Consider the following 23,900-nt stretch of genomic DNA (forward strand, 5'->3'; position numbering starts at 1 on the left):
CGATGCCAATCAGAGCAGTTCTTTTCGACATGGACGGCACTCTGCTCGACACCGCGCCGGACTTTATCGCGATCTGTCAGGCGATGCGTGCCGACCGTGGCTTGCCGCCAATGAACGACAAACACATCCGCGACGAAATCTCCGGTGGTGCCAAAGCGATGGTTGCCGTGACCTTCGCCATGGACCCGGAGTCACCGGGGTTCGAGGAACTGCGCCTGGAGTTTCTAGAGCGCTACCTCGTGGGCTGTGCAGTCCATAGCAAACTGTTCGACGGCATGGGCGAACTGCTGGCCGACATCGAAAAGGCCAATCTGATCTGGGGCGTGGTAACCAACAAGCCGCTGCGCTTTGCCGAGCCGATCATGCAACAGCTTGGGCTGGCCGAACGTTCGGCGCTGCTTATTTGCCCGGATCATGTGAAGAACAGCAAACCGGACCCGGAGCCGCTGATCCTCGCCTGCAAGATGCTCGACCTGGACCCGGCCAGCGTGCTGTTCGTGGGTGATGACCTGCGCGATATCGAATCGGGTCGCGATGCCGGCACCAAAACCGCGGCGGTCACCTTCGGCTATATCCACCCGGACGATAATCCGCGGCATTGGGGGGCGGATGTGGTGGTCGATCATCCGCTGGAGTTGCGCAAGGTTTTGGATAGCGCGCTCTGCGGCTGCTGAGTTTTTTGAGACCGACCCTTGTGGGAGCGAGCCTGCTCGCGAAAAACCTGAGAGCGCCACGGGGCACCAGGCTTATCGTGTAATCGTTGACGACCATCGCGAGCAGGCTCGCTCCCACAGGGATAGCGCTGGACCTGAATATTTTTTGTTGAGGTTTTTATGTTTGATTATTCCGCCCGCCCCGACCTGCTCAAGGATCGAGTCATTCTGGTTACCGGCGCCGGTCGTGGCATCGGTGCCGCCGCGGCAAAAACCTATGCTGCCCACGGCGCGACCGTACTGCTCCTGGGCAAGACCGAAGCCAACCTGACCCAGGTCTACGACGAAATCGAATCCGCCGGCCACCCGCAACCGGCCGTGATTCCGTTCAACCTGGAAACCGCCCTGCCCCACCAATACGATGAGCTGGCGGCAATGATCGAAAGCGAATTCGGCCACCTCGACGGTTTGTTGCACAACGCCTCGATCATTGGTCCGCGCACACCGATCGAGCAGCTCTCCGGCGAGAACTTCATGCGCGTGATGCAAGTGAACGTCAACGCCATGTTCATGCTCACCAGCACCCTGCTGCCACTGCTCAAACTGTCCCAGGATGCCTCGGTGGTGTTTACTTCCAGCAGCGTCGGACGCAAGGGACGTGCGTACTGGGGCGCTTACGGCGTCTCCAAGTTCGCCACCGAGGGCCTGATGCAGACCCTGGCCGACGAAGTCGATACCGTGGCGCCGGTGCGCTCCAACAGCATCAACCCGGGCGCCACTCGCACCAGCATGCGCGCCCAGGCGTATCCAGGGGAAAACCCGCTGAACAATCCAACGCCCGAGGAGATCATGCCGGTCTACCTGTACCTGATGGGGCCGGACAGCACCGGCATCAACGGCCAGGCATTCAACGCCCAGTAATGCCGTACGTCGCTTTTGTGCCGCGCCGACTTCCCGTCGCGGCATTTGAGCAACCTATTCTTGTACAAAGCAGATTAAACTTGTACGAAATGTCCTACGGGACTGACGGACCAGTATGACGCGCAGCCCAAAGCCGCTCTCACCCAGCTTGTAAGACAGCCTTACTGCTCAAGGGCGCACGCCATATGAAATCACCTTCCCAGACCAACGCAATTGACTTCGATAGCGCCAAATTGCAACGCCTGGGCTTTGGTCAGCAGCAACCGACTCTGGAAAGGCCCGTCAGTCTTGCGCAACTGCGCCAGCAACTGAGCATGCAGCTGCAAACCAGTCTTGAGCCACAACGTATTCTCGGGCTGTTTTTTCGCGAAATTCAACGCCTCGTACCGCTTGATGCCTTGAGCTATGAGCACAAGAGCAGTGACCTGCGCCTGGAATTCGGCCAACGCGGCCACCACTCGATCAGCTACAGCCTCAGCCATGAAGGCGAACATCTGGGAGAGCTGGTGTTTCGCCGCAATCAGCGTTTCAGCGAACAGGAACAGGGCAGCCTCGAGTCGCTACTGGCCGCGCTGCTCTACCCTGTGCGCAACACCTTGCTCTACCGCGCCGCGACCCAAAGCGCATTGCGCGATCCGCTCACGGATACCGGGAACCGCATCGCCATGGACCAGACACTGTTGCGGGAAATCGAAGTCTCGCGACGTCATCTGCAGCCGTTGTCGTTGCTGATGCTGGACATCGATCACTTCAAACAGATCAACGACACCCATGGGCACAGTGTCGGCGATGACGTGCTCAAAGCGGTCGCCGCCTCGATCAAGCACCAATTGCGCAACGTGGACATGGTGTTTCGTTTTGGTGGGGAAGAGTTCCTGATCGTGCTGTCCAACACCAGCCGCGAAGCAGCGGCCATGGTCGGCGAGCGGCTGCGATTTGCGATACAGGCCGAGGAGTATGTGGCTGAGGAACGCTCGATCCTGCTGACTGTGAGCCTCGGCTGCTCGACCCTGCTGCCCGGCGAATCCGCCGAGAGCCTGTTGCGAAGGGCCGATAATGCGCTGTACGTCGCCAAGCGCGAAGGGCGTAATCGGTTGACGATGGCAGGGTGAGCTTTTAACAGCACTGCAGAACCAATGTGGGAGCGAGCCTGCTCGCGAAAGCTTTCTAACATTCAACATCTTTGGTGAATGTCAGGCAGCCATCGCGAGCAGGCTCGCTCCCACCGTTTTTATTGCCTGGTAATTGGATCAGCTTTCGGCCAACGCCAGTCGCTCACGGGCCACCGGCATTTTTTCCGCGTGCTCCAGCTGCATGCAGCGTTCCAGGAACAGGTACATGTAGTCGTAGCTCTTGCACACGGCCTGGCGCAATTCCACTTGCAGGGCCCTGCTCGGGTTCATGCCCGCCAGCGTGCAGATGATTTCCAGCGCTTCCCATGGATGGGCATCGTCGTACTGGGCGTGCATCTTCAGCCACTTCATGGCGCGCTTGCGATCTTCCTCGGGGAACGATGCCGCGTACACACCATTGGAACAGACGACCGCCGACCACTCTCCGGTCGCGCCCTCAATGGCATAGTTGGTGGCGGCAATGGCGACGATCAGAGAATCCGCAGAGCTGGTGTGCCAGCACCAGTGACTCAAGGCGTGAAGTTCCGGTGCCACTTGTTGCGCCTGCAGGTCTTCCAGGCTGACACCGTGAGCGCGGCTCCAATTCACCCAGTAGTCGGCATGGTTCAATTCGACGCGAATGTTGCGCATCAACCAGCGACGCGCCATGTCTTCGCCCGGATGACGGGCAAAACGGGTCTTGGTCAGGTTTTGTGCCATATATAACGCGAACTGTTCGACCACCGGCCAGCCACCGATCAGGTACTGACGCATGGTCTTTGCGCTGAGCTTGTTGTCACGCATGCGCTGATACAGTTCGTGTTCGACAACCCGGCGCTTGCTCTCGCTGCAATCCTGGATCAGGCGCTGGGCCCAGGCAGGATAACTTGCAGCTTCCATGAGGGGTCCGGTTCTGTTGAATGTGTCGATCACTGTCGAGCTCCTTTTGATTGTGATTGTTTTGACCGGCAAGAGACTTCAACGGAACGTGCCAGGTGCCTTGAACAAAAGAGGCTGAGGCCTGGCGGGACGACTTTGCAAACTGTCGCAGGTAAACAGTTGCGGGCGTTCAATGACATACCCTTGAGCGTAATCCACCCCGATCTCCAGTAATGCCTGCTCGATCTGGGGCGTCTCTACAAACTCGGCAATCGTACGTTTACCCATGACATGGCCGATGTGATTGATCACCTCGACCATGGCGCGGTTAATCGGGTCGTCCAGCATATCCTTTACGAAACTCCCGTCGATCTTCAGGAAGTCTACAGGCAAATGTTTCAGGTAAGCGAATGAAGACATACCGGCGCAAAAATCGTCCAGCGAAAAATGGCATCCCAAGCCTTTGAGTTCATTGATAAAACGAATTGCGCTGCCAAGATTTGAAATTGCACTGGTTTCGGTGATTTCAAAACAAATCATTTCAGGCGGAATGGAATAAGCGACGAACTGCTCCCGCAGGAAGTCCAGAAATGCCTCATCTCCAATGGTCGTGCCTGACAGATTGATCGCACACATGGCCAGTGGCCCCTGCCGTTTCTCGACGCGGCATTGGGCGATGATCTTGAAAACATTCTCCACCACCCAGCGGTCAAGGGACGTCATCAAACCATAGCGTTCGGCGGCCGGGATGAAACTGTCGGGAAGAATCATGCGGCCGGTTTCATCATGCAGGCGCAACAGGATTTCGATATGCCCGGCGTCCCTTTCGGTGCTGCCCAACGGCGCAATTTCCTGGGCATACAGGCAGAAGCGATCCTCTTCCAGCGCCATGTGCAGGCGCTGCACCCAGGCCATTTCGCCGAAGCGCAGGGACAGTTCCGAATCGTCGGGGTGATAGACCTGAACCCGATTGCGACCTTTTTCCTTGGCCATGTAGCAGGCCATGTCGGCAGCACGCAACGAGGCTTCAAGGGTCGTCGGATTGTGCGCGACATGGACCAGACCGATGCTCACCGTGGTCACGAAAGGCCGGCCCTTCCACACAAAGTGCAGGTTCTGCACGGTCTGACGCAGACCCTCGGCAATTTTCTCCGCCGCCTCCGGCCCACAGTTCTCCAGCAAAATGCCGAACTCGTCGCCGCCAAGCCGCGCCAGTGTGTCGCCCTCACGCAGACCTGATTGCAGCAACGCGCAGATATGCCGCAGCAGTTCGTCACCCGCCGCATGGCCGCAAGTATCGTTGACCAGTTTGAACTGGTCCAGATCGAGGAACATCAAGGCATGCCGCCCCGGCTGCCGCGTCAGGTTGTGCAGCGCCTGCTCCAGGCGATACTCGAATTCGCGGCGGTTGGCCAGGCCGGTCAAGGCGTCATGGGTTGCTTGCCAGGACAGATTGGCAATGTATTGCCGCTCCTGAGTCATGTCGTGCAACACCAGCACAGTGCCGCTGACCTTGCCGGCGTTGCGGATCGGCGCGCCAACCAGCGTCACCGACACCGTGCTGCCGTCCAGGCGTTGAATCAGCTTGGAATGCTCGCTGCCGCCGCTGAGCTGGCCGCTCAAAATGCGTTCGATGAGGGTGAAACCATCGGTCTGCGCGTTGTCGTCCAACAGATTGAACAGCGCCGCCAACGGTAAACCGGTCGCCTGCTCCGCCTTCCAGTGGGTCAATGCCTCGGCGGCCGGGTTCATGTAGGCGATGGCACCCTCCACATTGGTGGTGATCACCCCGTCACCGATCGATTGCAGAGTGATCTGCGCCCGGTCTTTTTCCAGCTGAAGGGCGTCGGCAAAGGCATGGCGCTGCTTGAGCAGTTTACGGGTGCGCATCAGGGCCAACGCAATCAAGCCCAGGGCAGTGGCAAGGTTAATCACCAGCAGCAAACGAAGAATGACCCGCGACCCTTCCCCCAAGGCATCGCTGAAGGCTTTCGCCGCCGGCGTCACCTCATCGTTGATTGCGAAAATCTGCGCCTTCCAGCGCTGGATGTCCGCATCGGAGGCCGGGCTGGCAGTGATAAGCCGATGCATGTCCTGCGCAACGTCATCGAGCTTGACCAGATACGCGTCACCCACGGTCCAGAGATCGATGGCCTTTTCGAGGTAGCTGAAGTGACGGAAATTGAGGTACAGCCAGATCAGGCTGGAGACGTCATCGGGATGGTTACCGCCCTTGAGGATCGCCGCGCGTGCCGCTTCGATATTCGGTGGCTGGTGATCCAGTGCCACACGCAACTCGTGACCACCCTGGGGCACGGCAATGGCGTTCTGGTACTTATGAAAAATCGCTTCATCGCCGTTGTCGGCATAAAGATTGAGGTAATAAATGGCGTCTTTCTGACCCTTGGACCATAGGCTTTCGCCGGCAACGTAGCCACGGACAGCCGAAAGTACATAAAGACTGACACCGCCCAACAAGGCCTGAAACACCACAACGGCGATAAATGGCCAGACGATGCCCAACAACCGGGGCGTTCCGAGAGTCCGCGTTTGATTCATGAGTTCCCTTGCATTAGCACTGCTTGATCGTCTTCCGGACGAAATCGCTACAACGAGACTAGGTTGCGTTCCAAGTCCCGGCAAGTAAGAACCTGTCGTTACCAGCGAGCGACCAAGGGATGAATAAGAATCCATCCTTGAGCCCCCACTCAATATACATGTACTGCACGGATTCTATTGCGGGTCGTTGTAATCGGTAGCGATCCCCCTTGCAGAGCCGCAGGGAACCGCCCAAAACAATACAAGAGAAGACCTACCATGCAAACAACGGCCCTGAAAATCGATGACACGATACGGCAATTGCAAAAAATCAGGCAGCGCGAGATCTGTCAGTGCTGCTGCAAATGCCCATACAGCTTGGCGTACAGCCCACCATCGGCAATCAGTTGCTGATGGTCGCCATCTTCGGCAATTTGCCCGCCATCAAACACCAGTACCCGATCGGCCTGTTTAACCGCTGACAACCGGTGCGCAATGATCAACGTGGTGCGGTTGCTCAGGAAACGCGACAACGCCTGGTGCAGGTTGTATTCGGTGGCGGCATCCAGCGCTGAAGTGGCCTCATCGAGGATCACCACTTTCGGTTCCGCCAACACCATCCGCGCAATCGCCAGGCGTTGCCGCTGGCCGCCGGACAAACGCACGCCGGAACGCCCGACGATACTGTCCAGACCGTTGGGCAATTCACGAATCGTGGCATGCAATTGCGCAATTTCCAGGGCCTGCCAGCAAGCTTCATCGCTGCGTTCGCGGCCCATGGTCAGGTTGGCACGTACGGTGTCGTTGAACAGTGCCGGGTGCTGCAGGACCACGGCGACATTTTCGCGCACGGTTTCCAGGCCGATTTCCTGCTGGGTAGAACCGCCGAAGCGGATGGTTCCGGCCAGCGGCGTGTATAGACCCAGCAGTAACTGCACTAGCGTACTTTTACCGCCACCGCTGGCACCGACGATCGCCACTTTTTCACCCGGGGCGATGGACAGATTCATCTGGTTCAACACCAACTCGTCGCCATAACCGAAGCTCAACCCCTGAACTTCGATGCCCACGGTCTCGCGGCCGTGGAATGGGTCGACGCCGCTGGGGTACTCCGGCTCATCGGCGCGGGATAACAGTTCATTGATCCGCGACAGCGCACCGCCGGCCGCGTAGTAGGCATATTGCAGGTTCAGCAATTGCTCCACCGGACCGATCATGAACCACAGGTAGCTGAACACCGCGAGCATCTGGCCGATGGACAGGTCGGAAAACAGCACGGTCAGCATGGCGGCGGCACGAAAAATATCGATGCCGAACTGGAACAGCAAGCCGCTGGCACGGTTCGAAGCGTCGGTTTTCCACTGCGAACTGACCGCGTAATCGCGAACTTCCCTGGCGCGCAGGCCCAGTCGGCCGAGGAAAAAGCCCTGGCGGTTACCGGCGCGGACTTCCTGGATGGCGTCCAGGGTTTCAGTCAGTGCCTGAGTGAAACGCGAGGTACTGTCGTTCTCGAGCTTCTTCAGGTGCTTGACCTTTTTGCCCAACTGCACGGTGGCGTAGATCACCAGCGGATTGAACAACAGAATCAGCAGTGCCAGCTTCCAGTGCATCCACATCAGGATCCCTGCGGTGCCGACCAGCGTCAGCATCGCCACGAGGAAACGGCTGAGGGTTTCGCCGACGAATTTGTCCAGGGTGTCGAGATCGGTCACCAGGTGGGTGGTCACCGTGCCACTGCCGAGGCTTTCGTATTCCCCCAGCGAGATGCGCTTGAGGCGCTCAATCAGGCGGATGCGAATGCGGTACACGATGTCCTTGGCCAGTGCGGCGAACAACCGCGCCTGCACCACGTTGAACAGCAATGCCGCGCAACGCAGGGCCAGGGTCACCAGCAGCATCAAGCCGATGTAGCCCGCGGCTTTTTGCCAGACCGCGGGAAGTGCGAGGTTCATGATTTGCAATGCCGCATCACCGTGTCCCAGCAGTACTTCGTCCACCAGCAGCGGCAGAAGCAATGGGATGGGTACGCTGCACAGGGTCGCCAGCACGGCCACGCCGTTGGCGATCCACAGGGATTTCTTGTGATGAAGGGCCAGACGTCGGATTTCCGCCCAGCTCAAGCGGTCGACACGTTTTGCGGTTGGAACGTCGTCGGGCAGGTCATGCACAGGCGGCGCGCTCCAGCCAGCGGCCGAGCAGTGGAGACAGCACACTGAGCGGCTGATAGCCGTTGGTCAGCAATGCCAATTGACCATTTCGCTCAGCCAGCAAGGTAGGGAAGCCGGCAATGCCCAGATCCTGGACCCAGGTGAAGTCGGCGGCCGTTGCGGTATGCATATCGGCACGGTCAAACGCGGCGGCGAATTCGATACGCGGCAAACCCGCCTGTTCAGCCAGCTCAACCAGAACACTGGCGTGGGTCACATCGCGGCCTTGCGCGTAAAACGCATGTTGAATAAGCCCGAGCAATTTCCACGCACAGTCCGGCGCCAGGTTGCGTGCCGTCACCAGTGCCCGGCACGCAGGCTCCGTGTCGTAGACGAATCCCTCAGGCAAGGCACCTTCCAGCTTGAACGGCTGGCCGGTGGCTTCGGTGACCGCCTGCCAGTGTTCAAGGATATAGCGCCGGGTCGTTGGTTCCAGCGCCGAGCCGCTGCCGGTGCGCAAACCGCCCACCACCAGATGCACGTCCACACCCGCGGCGGCCGCCTGCTCGACCAATGCATTGGCCACCGGCGCAAAACCCCAGCACCAGGAACACATCGGGTCCATCACATAGAGCAGGCGCGCAGCGTTCATGGTTCAGGCCTCGGAGGATGCTTGTTTGTAGTTGTAGCCGATCGGGTGAGGCATGTTGCGAGCCTTGGCCAATTCGATCTGTTTTTGCCGATCGATGGCGCTGCGGCGGGTTTTCTCGCTCAGCGAGTTCCAGCAATGCGGGCAACTGATACCGGCTACATAATGTTCGGATGCGCGATCTTCGACGCTGACCGGTGTGCGGCAGGCATGACATTGATCGTAGTCGCCTTCGCTCAGGTCGTGGCGAACCGTCACGCGGTTATCGAACACAAAGCAGTCGCCCTGCCACTTGGTTTCTTCCTGAGGTACTTCTTCGAGATACTTCAGGATACCGCCCTTGAGGTGGTAGACCTCATCGAAACCTTCGCTGAGCATGTAGCTCGACGCTTTTTCGCAACGAATGCCGCCGGTGCAGAACATCGCAACCTTCTTGTGCACGGCCGGGTCGAAGTTGGCTTTGATGTAGTCGGGAAATTCGCGAAAACTGGTGGTTTTCGGATCGATCGCGCCTTCGAAGGTGCCAATCGACACTTCGTAGTCGTTGCGGGTATCGATCAGCAGCACTTCCGGATCGCTGATCAGCGCGTTCCAGTCCTGCGGATCAACGTAGGTACCGACCTTTTTGTTCGGGTCCACGCCGTCAACGCCGAGGGTCACGATTTCTTTCTTGAGCTTGACCTTGGTGCGGTAGAACGGCTGCTCATCGCAGTACGACTCTTTGTGGTCGATGTCGTCCATGCGCGGGTCGTTCTTGAGCCAGGCCAATAGCCCGTCGATACCTTCGCGGCTGCCGGACACGGTGCCGTTGATGCCTTCTTCGGCAATCAGCAGCGTGCCTTTGATGCCATTGTCGACCATCGCTTGCAGCAGTGGCTCGCGCAGGGCGACGTAATCTTCCAGGGTGACGAACTTATACAGTGCCGCCACGACAATCTGTTGTGTCATGGGTAAATCTCCAGGTGGCTACCCTCGTAAGGGGTGAACCGGATGCGAAAAAAAACGCGCCGGGTTAGCGGCGCGTTGCATAGTCTAACAAAATTTGTGGGAGCAAGGCTTGCCCGCGATTGCGATCTCAAATACGCCATCGCGGGCAAGTCGGATCGCCGCACCGCTTGCTCCCACAGGTACTGCGGCGTGTCAGTGTTTACTGCCACCGGCACAGGTCGGCGAGGCCGGAGCCGCGTCGATCTGCGCCCATTCTTCAGGCGTATAGGTATGCAGCGCCAACGCATGGAATTCGCCCATCAGCTCGCCAAGCGTGCCGTAGACTTTCTGGTGACGCTTGACGCGATTGAGCCCTTCGAACTGCTGGCTGACCACCACGGCCTTGAAATGGGTCTGCAACCCGCGGCTGTGCATGTGGCTTTCATCCAGCACTTCCAGATGCTGGGGCTGAAGCAGGCCCAGCGTCGATTCGATGCGTTGTTGCATGGTCATACCGAACTCCGCTTACGGCTTTTTCTTGGCTGGAGCCGCTGCGTCTTTCGGCGTCAGCTCGGCAGTCATGTCAGCCAGCAGTTTGTTGACCACAGGCACCGCGCTTTCCAGCTTGGCCTGAGTCATCTGGGCCGATTGCTGGGTCAGCTGCGGCATTTTTTCCAGGACTTTCTTGCCCAGCGGCGACTGGTAGAACGCCACCAGGTCCTTGAGCTCGGATTCGGTGAAGTTGGTGGTGTAGAGCTTGACCATGTCCGGTTTCAGCTTGTTCCAGCCGATGGCCTGGTCCAGGGCGGCATTGGCCTTGGCCTGGTAGGTTTCCAGTACGGCTTTTTTCGAGTCCGGCGCTTTGGTTTGCTGGAAGCGCTGAGCAAACATCTGCTGGACTTGCATGTACACCGGAGTGCCCAGTTTGTCAGCATGTGCCAGGGTCAGGAAAGCCTCGGCACTGGCGTTGTGGCTGGCGGTATCGGCAAAAACCTGGCCGCTGGCACAAACCAATGCAACCGCGGTACAGATGGCACGAAGACGAGTCATCGAGTTTCCTTTTCTAGCAGGCGAGGTAAAACCCCAAGGGCGACCATTCTGCGCCTAAAAAAGTGTGTCGCTCAACCCCAAGCCTTGTCGGGCCTGATTTAGAGGGGTTCAATGGACAGAATTGAGACTGATGGAACCCCGGCCGTCGATCACGGCCTAAACTGCGCAATCAGACTTACAGGAGTGTGACCGATGAGCCGTATCGAAACCGACAGCCTTGGCCAGGTTGAAGTCCCGGATGAAGCCTACTGGGGCGCTCAGACGCAACGCTCGCTGGTCAACTTTGCCATCGGCAGCGAACGCATGCCGCTGGCGGTGCTGCATGGCCTGGCGCTGATCAAGAAAGCCGCGGCACGGGTCAACGACCGCAATGGCGACCTGCCCGCCGATATCGCCCGCCTGATCGAACAGGCTGCCGACGAAGTGCTCGACGGCAGCCACGACAGCCAGTTTCCACTGGTGGTCTGGCAGACCGGCAGCGGCACCCAGAGCAACATGAACGTCAATGAAGTGATCGCCGGGCGCGCCAACGAACTGGCCGGCAACCCGCGTGGCGGCAAGTCCCCGGTACACCCCAACGATCACGTCAATCGCTCCCAGAGCTCCAACGACTGCTTCCCCACGGCCATGCACATCGCCGCGGCCCAGGCCGTGCAGCAACACTTGCTGCCGGCCATCGCCGAGCTGTCCGGGGGCCTTGCCGAGCTGTCGGCTCGGCACATGAAACTGGTGAAAACCGGACGCACCCACATGATGGACGCGACGCCGATCACCTTCGGCCAGGAAGTGTCCGGATTCATCGCGCAACTGGATTACGCCGAACGGGCAATCCGCGCTGCGCTGCCGGCGGTCTGCGAACTGGCCCAGGGCGGCACGGCGGTGGGTACCGGACTGAACTCGCCCCACGGCTTTGGTGAAGCGATCGCTGCCGAGCTGGCGGCGCTTTCCGGCCTGCCCTTCATCACCGCACCGAACAAGTTTGCCGCGCTGGCCGGCCATGAGCCGCTGACAACGCTCTCCGGTGCGCTGAAAACCCTCGCCGTGGCCCTGATGAAAATTGCCAACGACTTGCGCTTGCTCGGTTCAGGCCCACGCGCCGGTTTCGCCGAAGTGAAGTTGCCAGCCAATGAGCCGGGAAGCTCGATCATGCCTGGCAAGGTCAACCCGACCCAGTGCGAAGCGCTGTCGATGCTGGCCTGCCAGGTACTGGGCAACGACGTCACCATCGGTTTCGCCGCGAGCCAGGGGCACTTGCAACTGAACGTGTTCAAACCGGTGATCATCCACAACCTGCTGCAATCGATTCGCCTGCTGGGCGATGGCTGCAGCAACTTCCAGCAGCATTGCATCGCCGGCCTGGAGCCGGACGCCGGGCAAATGGCTGAACATCTGGAACGCGGCTTGATGCTGGTGACGGCACTGAACCCGCATATTGGCTATGACAAATCAGCGGAAATTGCCAAGAAGGCTTACAGCGAAGGGCTGACGTTGCGTGAGGCCGCGTTGCAGCTGGGGTATCTGACCGATGAGCAATTCGATGCGTGGGTGAGGCCGGAGAATATGTTGGAGGCTGGGGCCAAGGGCTGAAATTTTCGGTGATTGATAGTCAGTCATCGCGAGCAAGCTTTGCTCCCACAGGTTTGGTGCAGTACACAAGGATCAACACCAAACCTGTGGGAGCAAAGCTTGCTCGCGATGAACGATAACGCGAATTAACCTGCTGCCATCCTCACCTTCCGGGCCTTGAGCCCGGCAATCAACGAAGGCCCCAACGCCACCAGCGCCGACCCCAGCACCACCAGTATGGCGCCGCCATACCCCAGGCCATTGATCGTCTCGGCATGTACAAAATCCGGCCACCACCACGCGGCCAGGGCGACGGCGCCGAAGGTCACCAGCGGCGTGATTGCCAGTGTCGCGCTGACCCGGGACGCTTCCCAGTGGGCCAGGGCTTCGGCAAAGGCGCCGTAGGCAATCAGGGTGTTCATGCAGCACGCCAACAGCAACCAGCCTTGCAGCGGATTCAGTTGCAACGCTTGCAGCGGATGCACCCACGGTGTCAGCAACAGCCCGCAGAACAGGTAGATCACCATCATCACCTGCAGCGAATTCCACACCGTCAGCAATTGCTTTTGCCCAAGCGCATAAAAGGTCCAGACCGTGGACGCCAACAGCACCAGCAACACACCGGCGGTGTAATCGGTCAACGAGGTGAGCAGCTCACTCAGACGCTGATTGAAAAACAGCGCGAAACCGATCAGCAAAACCAGCAAGCCAATCCCCTGCCCCAGGCTGAAACGCTCCTTGAACACAAACACGCTGGCGATCAGCAGCATGATCGGCCCCATCTGCACCACCAGTTGCGCGGTGCCGGGGCTGAGCAGGTTCAGCCCCATCAAATACAGCACGTAGTTGCCCACCAGGCCGAGCACCGCCATCAACACCAGCCAGCCGCCGCGCGGCCCGAGCACTTTGCGGCTCGGCAGGCGCCTGGTCGCAGCCAGGTAAATGAACAGGCAGCCACCGGATACCATCAGGCGAAACCAGGTCACGGTGACCGGGTCCATCACCAACAACACCTGTTTGAGTTTGATCGGCAGGATTCCCCACAGCAGCGCGGTCAGCAAGGCCAGGAATAAACCGTAAACCCAGCGACCGGATGAAATGTGCATGCGAACCCCATAGCCAAGTGTCAAGAACCGTCATTCTAGGCGCACTGCCGTGTGGCACACAGGGACAGTTTGCACCTCGCCGCGAACGAAACTGTGCAGGTCGCACCATTAAATTGGCGATATGCCGTCGATCCGATAACCAGGCATCGCAAGTGGTTCATGCATAAGCTCATTGGATCCACTCACCGCAACCTCCCGCAGGAGATCGCCATGTACGGCAAGCGCGCCCAGGACAACGCCCCCGCCACGCGTTTTCGCAGTGACCGGTTATGTCGGGTGAATGGGGAGTTGTACTTCAGCACTCGGGAAAACACGCTGGAGGGGCCGTTTGCCAGTGCCGAGGTGGCTGCGCGGGAAGTTCAGGCTTATATCGAGCGGATGCAATCTTTGAGTTTGAACAGGTAGACCGAGTCGTCTGCATCGCGGGCAAGCCTTGCTCCCACAGGATTCGTGTAATCCCTGTGGGAGCAAGGCTTGCCCGCGATGGCTATTAGACAGTCACTACGAATGCCAGAGATTTAACGCACCGCCTCGAACAATCCAGTAGCCCCCATCCCACCGCCCACGCACATGGTCACGATGCCGTACCGCAGATTGCGCCGCTGCAATTCACGAACGATGTGCCCGACCTGACGCGAACCGGTCATGCCGAACGGGTGGCCAATGGAAATCGAGCCGCCATTGACGTTGTACTTGTCGTTATCGATCTCCAGCCGATTACGTGCGTACAGGCACTGCGAAGCGAACGCTTCGTTGAGTTCCCACAAGTCGATATCGCTGATCTGCAAGCCTTTGGCCTTGAGCAGCTTCGGCACGGAAAAAACCGGACCGATGCCCATTTCATCCGGCTCACAACCCGCCACGGTGAACCCGCGGAAGAACGCCTTGGGCTTCAAGCCCAGCGCCAGGGCTTTTTCCAGGCTCATCACCAGCGTCATGGAAGCACCGTCTGACAGCTGCGAAGAGTTGCCGGCGGTGACCGAACCGTCTTCGGCGAATACCGGCTTCAACCCGGCCAGGCTTTCCAGCGTGGTGTCGGGGCGGTTGCAGTCATCGCGATCAACGATTCCGTCGAGGATCTGCACCTGGCCGGTGGCCTTGTCTTCGACACGGTATTTCACCGCCATCGGCACGATTTCATCGCCGAACAGCCCCGCTGCCTGCGCCTGGGCGGTGCGCTGCTGGCTTTGCAGGGCGTACAGATCCTGTTCTTCGCGGCTGACGTTGTAGCGGCGCGCGACGACTTCGGCCGTCTGCCCCATCGGGAAGTAGATACCCGGCACCTGCTCCTTGAGCAGCGGGTTGATCAGGTTGTCGGTGTTGACGCTTTTCATGGTCAGGCTGATCGACTCGACGCCGCCAGCGACGATGATGTCGCTGCAACCCGAAGCAATCTGGTTGGCGGCGATGGCAATCGCCTGCAAGCCCGACGAACAGAAACGGTTGAGGGTCATGCCGGCGGTGCCGATACCCAGTCGCGACAGCACCGCAACGTTACGACCGATGTTGAAGCCCTGTGCCCCTTCGTTGGAGCCGGCGCCGACGATGCAGTCCTCGACGCTGGCCGGGTCGATGCCGGTGCGCGCCAGCAATGCATTGACGCAGTGCGCGGCCATGTCGTCCGGGCGGGTCTGATTGAATTTTCCGCGAAAGGATTTGGCCAGGCCGGTCCGCACGCTGTCGACGATCACCACTTCACGCATGGCATACCTCATTGTTGTTGTCGGTTTAGAGTGAACCGAGCATAAGCCCACCCAATTACCGACCGCGACAATCATTCACCCCGCGTATGCGCAACCATCGCCTCACTTCTTGCCCTTGCGCTCTTGCTTGTCGGACCTTTCGAACGCTTCTTCCAGCGCACGGTTGATCGTGCGCAGGACCTTGACCCGTGCCCAGCGCTTGTCATTGGCTTCCACCAGGGTCCATGGTGCGATCTCGGTGCTGGTGCGGTCGACCATGTCGCCGACGGCGGTGCGATAGTCATCCCATTTGTCGCGATTGCGCCAATCGTCCTCGGTGATCTTGAAGCGCTTGAAGGGTATTTCCTCGCGCTCCTGGAAGCGCTCCAGTTGCGTCTGCTTGTCGATGGCCAACCAGAACTTGACCACGATCACCCCGGCGTCGGTGACCTGTTCTTCGAAGTCGTTGATTTCACTGTAGGCGCGCAACCAGTCCGCCGGACTGCAAAAGCCTTCGACGCGCTCGACCAGCACCCGGCCATACCAGGAGCGATCGAAAACGGTAAATTTGCCCCGCGCCGGAATATGCCGCCAGAAACGCCAGAGGTAGGGCTGCGCCCGTTCCTCTTCGGTCGGCGCGGCAATCGGCACGATGTTGTACTGGCGCGGATCCAGTGCCGCCGCCACCCGGCGAATCGCCCCGCCCTTACCCGCCGCGTCGTTACCTTCGAACACCGCCATCAGCGCGTGGCGGCGCATGCGTTTGTCGCGCATCAACCCGGAAAACCGCGCCTGCTCGGTGATCAACTGTTCCTCATAATCGTCCTTGGTAAGACACGAGGCCAGGTCGAGGCTGTCGAGCAGGTTCACTTGGTCAACGCTGGGGAGCACCGGTGCGGCACTGACTTTTTCCGGATGAATTTTCGGACGTTTCAACGCGGCTAGCAGGCCTTCGAGCAAAATTTTCCCCACCACCAGACTGCGATAGTGCGCATCCATTCCCGCGATCACGTGCCAGGGCGCATAGTCCCGGCTGGTGCGACGCAGTACCCGTTCGCCGAATTTCACGAACTTGTCGTAGGTTTGTGATTGCTGCCAGTCCAGCGGACTGATGCGCCAACTGTGCAGCGGATCATCGGCCAGCGCCTTGAGGCGCGCTTTCATCTGTTTCTTGGATAGGTGAAACCAGAACTTGAAGATCAGTGCGCCTTCGTCGCACAACATTTTTTCCAGGCGTTCGGCGGCATTGATCGCCTGATCCAGCCGAGGGTCCTTGAACTCCCCATGGACCCGCCCCTGCAACATCTGGCTGTACCAGTTGCCGAAAAAAATCCCCATGCGTCCCTTGGCCGGAAGCATCCGCCAATAGCGCCAGGCCGGTGGCCGCGCCAGCTCTTCGTCAGTTTGCTGATCGAAGGTGCGGACCTCGATCAGACGCGGGTCCATCCATTCATTGAGCAATTTGACCGTCTCGCCCTTGCCGGCACCTTCGATGCCGTTGATCAGGATGATCACCGGGAAGCGTTTCTGCTGCTGAAGTTCGAACTGTGCTTCGAGCAAGGCTTCGCGCAGGGCCGGGACTTCGGCTTCGTAGGTTTCTTTGTCGATGGCGTGATCGATTTCGGCGGATTCGAACATGGATGGCTCCCTTCCAGATGTGAGAAGACTAGCGGATAGACCCTGTAGGAGCGAGCCTGCTCGCGATGAACTCAAGAGCGGTGCGTTTATTCAGAAAGCACGCCTCATCGTTAACGTCCATCGCGAGCAAGCTTGCTCCTACGGGATCAGGCACCTGGCCCGCGATCGGCTAGAATGGCCGCCTTGCCGTTGCCGAGCCTGCCATGAAACCTGTAATGCCCCACGCCCAGCTCGACTGGGACGACCAGGGACGCCCGTATTCGCGAGTGTTCGATGATGTGTACTTCTCCGATCTATCGGGGCTGGACGAAACCCGCTACGTGTTCATCGAACAGAACCGTTTGGCCGAGCGCTTTGCCGCCTTGCCGCAAGGCGGTCGCCTGGTCATCGGCGAGACCGGTTTCGGGACGGGGCTGAATTTCCTGTGCGCCTGGCAAGTATTCGAACAACATGCGCCGACCGATGCGCGACTGCATTTTGTCAGCGTTGAAAAGTACCCGTTGAGCCCTGCCGACCTGCAACGTGCCCTGGCCCTATGGCCGGAACTCAAGGTGTTTGCCGACCAGCTGCTGACGCAGTACGTAGCCATCCATCAAGGCTTTCAGCGGCTGGTGCTCGATGGCGGTCGCGTCACCCTCACCCTGCTGATCGGCGATGCCCTGGAGCAGTTGCCACAACTGGATGCGCAAATCGACGCCTGGTTTCTCGATGGTTTCGCCCCGGCAAAAAACCCGGACATGTGGACCGCCGAACTGTTTGCCGAACTGGCAAGGCTGGCGGCGCCCGAATCAACCATCAGCACCTTCACCAGCACCGGTTGGGTACGGCGCTTGCTCAACGCCGCCGGTTTCAAGATGAAACGTACGCCGGGCATTGGCCACAAATGGGAAATCCTGCGGGGCACGTTCATCGGCTGGCCCGCAGAAATTCCCGCGCCTGCCGTGGCCAAACCGTGGTTTGCGCGCCCGGTGCCGCTGGCCGGTGAACGTCGAGCACTGGTGATCGGTGCCGGCCTGGCCGGCTGTGCGACAGCGGCCAGCCTGGCTGCACGGGGTTGGCAAGTGAATCTGCTGGAGCGTCACGATGCACTGGCGCAAGAAGCCTCGGGCAACCCTCAGGGCGTGCTTTACCTCAAGTTATCGGCCCATGGCACGGCGTTGTCGCAACTGATTGTCAGTGGATTCGGTTACACCCGACGCTTGCTCGAGCAGTTGCAACGGGGCGTCGATTGGGACGATTGCGGCGTCTTGCAACTGGCGTTCAACGAAAAGGAAGCCGAACGTCAGGCGCAATTGGCGGCAGCCTTTCCCGAAGACTTGCTGCACACGCTCGATCAAGCGCAGGCCGAGGCTCGCGCCGGTATCGCGCTGCAATCGGGTGGCCTGTTTTACCCCGAAGGCGGTTGGGTGCATCCGCCTGCCCTGTGCCAATGGCAGGCGGCGCAATCGAACATTCAGTTGCAGACGCATAACGAAGTGCTGGAACTGCGCCGTTTGGACGGGCGGTGGCAAGCGTGGGATGGCGACAGGTTGCTGGCCGATGCGCCTGTGGTGGTATTGGCCGGTGCTGCCGAGATCAAGCGCTTCCCGTACAGCAGCGAGTTACCGCTCAAACGCATTCGCGGGCAGATCACTCGTTTGCACCAGACACTTGAAAGCCAAAGCCTGAGCACCGTGGTCTGCGCCGAAGGTTATGTTGCTCCGGCACGATTGGGTGAACACACGCTGGGTGCCAGTTTCGATTTCAACAATGACGACCTGACACCGACAGCGGCCGAGCATGCAGGCAACCTGCAGATGCTCGAAGAAATCTCGCTGGATCTGGTCGCCCGGCTCGGCGCAGACACCTTGCAGCCGGCAGCACTTGAAGGTCGCGCAGCGTTTCGCTGCACCAGCCCGGATTACCTGCCGATTGTCGGTCCCTTGGCCGACAGCCCGGCATTCGTCGACGCCTACAGCGTCTTGAGCAAGGATGCCCGGCAAACCCCGGACATCCCTTGCCCATGGCTGGACGGTTTGTACGTCAACAGCGGCCATGGTTCGAGAGGACTGATCACCGCGCCGTTGTCGGGCGAATTGATCGCTGCGTGGCTGGACAACGAACCGCTGCCATTGCCCAGGGCCGTGGCCGAGGCGTGCCATCCGAACCGCTTTGCCTTGCGTCGCTTGATTCGAGGCAAGGCCTGAGGCGTTCAATCCAGCGCAAAACAAGCCTTTGACTGGTCAGCCGTCATGGCCGCTTCGGTCAAACGCTTCAACAAGGCGTCCTCAGCCCTGTTTTGTTCGGCTGCAATACTGCCCACTTCTGTCAGGTAGTCCACGCCAAACGTCGGGTCGTTTTCAGCCGCCGTCTCCATCCGCACGTGAAAAGGCGCAGTCAGGTCGTTGAACTGTTTGCCATGGTGCTGTCGCAAAAAATCGCTCCAGAACGTGCGGCCGCTGATGTAAGTCGATAGTTCAGCAGGTGTTTCTGCGGCGAGGACCTTGTTGTAGGCCGTATCCAGATCGTTTGGTTTTACGCCACTTAGCGATGCGTAACGCATATGCAGGGGCTGGCCGACCAGTTCAAGCCTGTCGGCCAGGCCAGTGCGGTAGGCCAGTTCCACTTCCACCGGATCGAGCGCCTGATTGGCCAATGCATGCTCCCGAGCGAGTCTGGCGAGATAATCCAGTCGAAACAGGCGCCGTCCAAGACTCAGCAGCCGCGCCGCCTGATCGTGAGCATTGCCGGACTGGCGCACCACCCGATCGATATCCACTGCCACCTCAAGATTGCTGAAGATGGTGGCCGCAGAATCAGCGCAATTGGCTTTTACCGCCATCGACAGCAATTGAGCGCGTAATGCCGAGTCAATCTGAGTCGCTTCAATGACACTCCAGACTCGCCGGGTCATGTCTTCATGCACAAAACGGCTATCCGCGGAACTTCCAAGTTCTGACAGCAGCTCAAGGAATCCATTGGAATCGGGTTCGTTTTTCAGGGCCAGCCATGCCCGATTACAACTGGCATAGGTTTCTTCAACCGTTTTTGGCATCCACAAATCTCGAGCCCGTTGCTCGCTGAGCACCTCGGCTCTGTCGTCCAGAACCCCCATTCCGATGCCCGTGTTGTCACGGTAGTTTTCCAGCCTGGTACGGCTCGCTGCGGAGATGGGGTTGAAGCGCAGGTTGATTGCCCGGGTGAATCGCTGAGGGGCCCGGAGCAGCCAGTCCGGCAGCTCCCGAATCTGGTTACCTCGCAAGTCCACCATGTCCAGATAGGGCGGCCGGGAAAGCCCGACGGGTAGCTCCGTGGCGTGGGTATTGCTCAGGAACAGAGATTGCAGATCCAGCATCTTGCTGACATCGATCGTCGCCCCCAATTGATTGCCACTGAGCCCCAAGGTACGCAAATTTCGCAGGTCGGCCAGTTTGCGCAACGTGTGTTCGGTCAGCTTTATCTGATTGCCGTCCAGACTCAAGTGCTCAAGATTGGGCATCTGCGACAACGCCTCAGGCAATCGTGTGAGTCGATTGCGGTCCAGCTCCAGAGTGACCAGGCCTTTGAACGGTCTGAGGAAATACGCCAGCTCATCACCGGCCTGCATGTCCTTGATGGAAAGGCTGCGCACATGGGCGACATCCTGCTCCGTCAACGTCGGCAACGGCCCCACCGGGCTACGGTCCACCGTGAGCGCTGTAGAAGGCTGATTTTGCCGAGCCACCCGGCGCCAGCAGTTTTCGATGGCATTGGCCACCTGACGACGATTCACACGTATGTCGTCGAGTTGCCCCGGTAGCGTCTTCATTTGCGCTTCATCGTCACGCCAGGCATGCAGCACCCCGAGCAACTTCTTCAACTGCTGCCCCAGCTCCTTGATTCGATTCACCCGCGCCAGCTGAGTACTGCCGGCGTTGTCGAGAAATGACGAAACCTGGGCATCGGTGAACAACGGATAGAGTTTTCTGACTTTACGAACCAGGCCCAGCGAATAGGAACTCGCAGCGGGAGGATTCGCCTGGACACAGGCAGAAAGGTGTTTCGGTGTCTCACTGCGCTCCCCCCGTAGCAGCCGAGCGGTATGCACCGGATCGCCGGTAGCTGCCCTGGACAAGCGTGAACGCAATGTTGGGACATCCAATGCATCGTTGCCCGTGAAACCCATGCCGGTGCGTTGAGTGGCAGGCAGCGCATCCAGTATCGACTGAAGGAGCGTTTCGCTCTTCAGCGTGGAAGACACACTGCCATTGATTTGAGTGACCTGAAAGCCGCTGGACGTCTTGATGATCACTGCGCGCGACTGCGCACCCGCATCGCCCACACTGTCCAGCAAGGTGCCGGTCATTGAGCCCTGCCGTACTTCAAGTCGACAGCCGTCACCCCAACCCTGCACCCGATCCATCAGCCCGAGCGTCAGATTGTCAGTATCGGGATTGGCCAGTTGCGGCAGATGCAAGCCCGTAATTGCGCGGTCCTGCCTTAACACAGCCTGGGCTTCGTCGACCTGCCGGGCGAGTTCCATTCCAAGGGTCTTGCGATCACGCAGAAAGCTGCGATCCCTGCCAGAGGCGTTCTCCAGCAACTCCTGGCGCACACGGACGGGAAGGTCGGCAGCGTGTTCGCCCAGCGTAGCAACCTCACCGGTGGCGGTGCCGTCCCAGGATTTATAGAGCCACTCAAACAACGGCTGGCGATTGCTCTTGAGATGGCTGGCGATTTTCCGCGCCAACAGCAGCGACTTCGACTCGGTAGTCGACACACCAATCATCGCCTCGACTTCTTTCGGATAGAGGCCCGGGATGACGGTATCGAGCAGTTTTCCTGAATCAAGCTGCACCTGGGAAACATGCACAGAGTTGATCTCGTCATCCGTTGGTGCCGCTTCCGGGTAACGCGCGATAATCGCTTCTTCTCCGTCGAGCACTTTAATAAAGCGCTCCGCCGGCCAGCCAGGTAACCTCGGTAGCGTATGAAGTTGCTCCTGAATGAAGTCCGTATTCGCAGTTTCTCCCCGATCCATCGCCTCGACCAACGCGCTGATGCGCCGGTCGATCTTGAAGCGCTCGACACTATCATTCAGCCATTGCGGTAACTTGAGGTGGCTTTCATGGAGCTGGTGCAGCTTGTCAGGCGTCATGTCGGTGATGTCGGCAATGGCTTCCAGGTCAGTGCCGAGATCGTTCAGGCGCGGGTCCGTGCGCCCCAACGCATAAGCACCGTCACGCCACTCGTGCGCATGTTCGTGAACATGCCGCCAGCCACCTTCCACGTTTCGCTCGACGGCAGGCTGATAGGCGTCAGTGCGCACAGGATGGTTGAGGGTCCAGGCCGATCCGGCAGTTTTGCGGGTGACTTGAAAGGTTGCTCCATCCATGACGATCGATGTCTGTCCGGCATGCTGGAGGAGCCCTTGCGAATCAGGTTGCACGTTGGCTGGCAGCGTCCTGATTTGTTGATAGGGTTTGAGATCGGGTTTCCATAACCTCGCTTTACCATCATGAGTGATGGCCTCTAAGCCGTCGAAGAAGGCCTCCTGCTCTTTCACGCCTTTACTGATAGCAGTCGCGATTATTTTTCCGCCCGCGACAAACGCCGCCAACTGCGCGACGTTTTCGACCACATTCAGCAAATGGGACAACGCCTCTGTCCGCTCGCCATGGGTCCAGTCAACCACACCTTCATACACCTCGCTGACGATGTCGACGACCGCCGCTGCCAGCATCAATTGGCCAATCACCGGGACGAAAAAAGAAGCCGCGTTCAATAGCATTAGCCCGCCATCCAGCAATAATTGAATGGTTTTTTCCCGTAGTTGCTCATCGACGTCTTCGGTTGGAACGGCAAGGATCCGCGCGTCTGCTTGAGTCGTGCTGATAAATGCACTGAAGAAAAAATCGCCAATACAGGTATCGGCGGGGGCGGCTTTAAGCGTGCCCAAGGTCTTGCCCTTGTCAAACGAAGTAAAGAATCCGGTTTTATCGTGGCCGTGCAGATACTGCTCGACGAACGATTTTCTGTAGCTTTTGCTTTGCAAATGGAGGGTCAGGTAAACCTTGAATTCATCCAGCGAAGCGTATTCATACAACGGTCGTCGGGGTTCGTTGGGCATGTAAACCACGCATCTGGCCTTCGGGGCGGTATCGATGGAGACTTTGGTAAACACCAGCACCCCACAAATGCAGGCGTCATGAATCATCAGCCCCTGCCAAACCACTGGCCCGCCATCGAACAGCGCGTCCCTGGTTTGGCCCGCAGGGGCGTCCTGTTCGACCACGCTCAGCAACATCGTATAGGCAGCCTGGGTGATGTCCTTTTTCAGGTAGGCCATGTGAAGGGCGACTTGCATGTCCAGCACCTTCAAACGCCGGATGTCAGCCGCGGAAGCTCGATCATCGACAGGCATACCCCTCACCGGTTTGACCGGCAACGCCAGGGCTTCATCGATATGGCGCTGATACCGGGTGCCCAGGTCGAGTTCGCGACAGAGCGTCGCGAAATTTTCTGGGGTTATTACAGTGCCTGATTGGGCCTTCGCATCGATTCGTATCAGTGAGCCTGCCGCCATCCCGCCGATCTCCGCTTCCCCGGAGGTGAAATTTTCCATGGCGGCATGGAGCAAGCTGCGTGAGAGGGTGTCAGCGTTATTCAAGTAGCCGATAGGGAACAGTCCCGTTGACGAATACTCTTTTTTTGGGCCTTCCAGTGTGTCTCGCCCGACGTCGAGATCGACCGCCCATTTACCCTTGAGGAAGACGGTCAATTGCTCTTTGCAGAATTCGTCCAGCGGCTTGAGCTTTTCGAGCGCTGCCCTGGCCTTGGTTTGAGCCAGAAAAGACTGCTCGAACGCGGCTTTCAGCGCCTGCACCACGCTCAAATCCGCTTTCGCCAGCCATTCTGGAATGGACGCTTGCAGCACCTGGGCCTTGTCCAGATCGCCTGTGCGTTCCAGCAACGCCTCGAGACGTTGTGCCGGTGTCATCGGTACCGCCGCAGGGGCGGCCTTGGGTGTTGTGGGTTGCATGAGCAATGTCCTTATTGCGTTGAGGGCTGCTC

The 23,900-nt window shown here is 59.0% G+C and carries 17 protein-coding genes; 6 read left to right on the forward strand and 11 right to left on the reverse strand.

The window, feature by feature from the left end:
• Window positions 1–2 precede the first annotated feature (2 nt).
• The 3 genes from mupP (at window position 3) to GPL81_RS25100 (ending at window position 2,686) form a co-directional block, all read left to right on the forward strand.
• The gene (gene mupP, locus GPL81_RS25090; RefSeq protein ID WP_160108898.1) at window positions 3–674 is read left to right on the forward strand and encodes an N-acetylmuramic acid 6-phosphate phosphatase MupP; all 672 of its coding nucleotides are present in this window, start codon (window positions 3–5) and stop codon (window positions 672–674) included.
• Window positions 675–833: 159 nt separating this feature from the next.
• Window positions 834–1,574: a YciK family oxidoreductase gene (locus GPL81_RS25095; protein WP_160108899.1), complete on the forward strand. Its 741-nt coding sequence runs from the start codon at window positions 834–836 to the stop codon at window positions 1,572–1,574.
• Between the two features lie 185 nt (window positions 1,575–1,759).
• Window positions 1,760–2,686: a GGDEF domain-containing protein gene (locus GPL81_RS25100; protein WP_160108900.1), complete on the forward strand. Its 927-nt coding sequence runs from the start codon at window positions 1,760–1,762 to the stop codon at window positions 2,684–2,686.
• A 138-nt stretch (window positions 2,687–2,824) separates the two neighbouring features.
• On the opposite strand, the gene GPL81_RS25105 is transcribed toward GPL81_RS25100, so the two are convergent.
• From GPL81_RS25105 to GPL81_RS25135, 7 genes are all read right to left on the reverse strand, one after another.
• Window positions 2,825–3,586, reverse strand: coding sequence for an iron-containing redox enzyme family protein (locus GPL81_RS25105; RefSeq protein ID WP_372237723.1), 762 nt, complete (start codon window positions 3,584–3,586; stop codon window positions 2,825–2,827).
• Window positions 3,587–3,664: 78 nt separating this feature from the next.
• Window positions 3,665–6,124: an EAL domain-containing protein gene (locus tag GPL81_RS25110; RefSeq protein ID WP_160108901.1), complete on the reverse strand. Its 2,460-nt coding sequence runs from the start codon at window positions 6,122–6,124 to the stop codon at window positions 3,665–3,667.
• Window positions 6,125–6,453: 329 nt separating this feature from the next.
• A complete protein-coding gene (locus tag GPL81_RS25115; RefSeq protein ID WP_160108902.1) occupies window positions 6,454–8,271 on the reverse strand; it encodes an ABC transporter ATP-binding protein in 1,818 nt (605 codons plus the stop codon).
• Window positions 8,264–8,902: a DsbA family protein gene (locus GPL81_RS25120; RefSeq protein ID WP_160108903.1), complete on the reverse strand. Its 639-nt coding sequence runs from the start codon at window positions 8,900–8,902 to the stop codon at window positions 8,264–8,266. Before GPL81_RS25120 ends, GPL81_RS25115 begins: the two co-directional genes overlap by 8 nt.
• A gap of 3 nt (window positions 8,903–8,905) precedes the next feature.
• Window positions 8,906–9,847, reverse strand: a complete 942-nt coding sequence (gene trhO, locus GPL81_RS25125) for an oxygen-dependent tRNA uridine(34) hydroxylase TrhO (RefSeq protein ID WP_096512829.1) — start codon at window positions 9,845–9,847, stop codon at window positions 8,906–8,908.
• A gap of 192 nt (window positions 9,848–10,039) precedes the next feature.
• Window positions 10,040–10,339 (reverse strand): BolA family protein, encoded by a 300-nt coding sequence (locus GPL81_RS25130; RefSeq protein ID WP_160108904.1) that lies wholly within the window; start codon window positions 10,337–10,339, stop codon window positions 10,040–10,042.
• 12 nt (window positions 10,340–10,351) lie between these two features.
• The gene (locus GPL81_RS25135) at window positions 10,352–10,876 is read right to left on the reverse strand and encodes a DUF2059 domain-containing protein (RefSeq protein ID WP_096512831.1); all 525 of its coding nucleotides are present in this window, start codon (window positions 10,874–10,876) and stop codon (window positions 10,352–10,354) included.
• 192 nt (window positions 10,877–11,068) lie between these two features.
• Between GPL81_RS25135 and GPL81_RS25140 the strand changes: the two genes are divergently transcribed.
• Window positions 11,069–12,463 carry a class II fumarate hydratase gene (locus tag GPL81_RS25140; RefSeq protein ID WP_160108905.1) on the forward strand — a complete coding sequence of 465 codons (1,395 nt, stop codon included), beginning with the start codon at window positions 11,069–11,071 and terminating at the stop codon, window positions 12,461–12,463.
• Window positions 12,464–12,588: 125 nt separating this feature from the next.
• On the opposite strand, the gene GPL81_RS25145 is transcribed toward GPL81_RS25140, so the two are convergent.
• A complete protein-coding gene (locus tag GPL81_RS25145; RefSeq protein WP_160108906.1) occupies window positions 12,589–13,548 on the reverse strand; it encodes a DMT family transporter in 960 nt (319 codons plus the stop codon).
• Between the two features lie 210 nt (window positions 13,549–13,758).
• Between GPL81_RS25145 and GPL81_RS25150 the strand changes: the two genes are divergently transcribed.
• Window positions 13,759–13,953 (forward strand): DUF6316 family protein, encoded by a 195-nt coding sequence (locus GPL81_RS25150; protein WP_160108907.1) that lies wholly within the window; start codon window positions 13,759–13,761, stop codon window positions 13,951–13,953.
• Between the two features lie 113 nt (window positions 13,954–14,066).
• On the opposite strand, the gene GPL81_RS25155 is transcribed toward GPL81_RS25150, so the two are convergent.
• Entirely contained in the window at window positions 14,067–15,251 is a 1,185-nt protein-coding gene (locus GPL81_RS25155) for a thiolase family protein (protein ID WP_160108908.1), read from the reverse strand.
• Window positions 15,252–15,353: 102 nt separating this feature from the next.
• A complete protein-coding gene (pap, locus tag GPL81_RS25160) occupies window positions 15,354–16,868 on the reverse strand; it encodes a polyphosphate:AMP phosphotransferase (protein ID WP_160108909.1) in 1,515 nt (504 codons plus the stop codon).
• Window positions 16,869–17,071: 203 nt separating this feature from the next.
• On the opposite strand from pap, the gene mnmC reads away from it, so the two are divergent.
• Entirely contained in the window at window positions 17,072–19,054 is a 1,983-nt protein-coding gene (mnmC, locus tag GPL81_RS25165) for a bifunctional tRNA (5-methylaminomethyl-2-thiouridine)(34)-methyltransferase MnmC2/FAD-dependent 5-carboxymethylaminomethyl-2-thiouridine(34) oxidoreductase MnmC1 (RefSeq protein ID WP_160108910.1), read from the forward strand.
• 5 nt (window positions 19,055–19,059) lie between these two features.
• Here mnmC and GPL81_RS25170 read toward each other — a convergent pair whose 3' ends face one another.
• Window positions 19,060–23,868, reverse strand: a complete 4,809-nt coding sequence (locus GPL81_RS25170; protein ID WP_160108911.1) for an NEL-type E3 ubiquitin ligase domain-containing protein — start codon at window positions 23,866–23,868, stop codon at window positions 19,060–19,062.
• Window positions 23,869–23,900: the final 32 nt, after the last annotated feature.

The organism is Pseudomonas izuensis, assembly GCF_009861505.1.
GTDB classification, from domain to species: domain Bacteria; phylum Pseudomonadota; class Gammaproteobacteria; order Pseudomonadales; family Pseudomonadaceae; genus Aquipseudomonas; species Aquipseudomonas izuensis.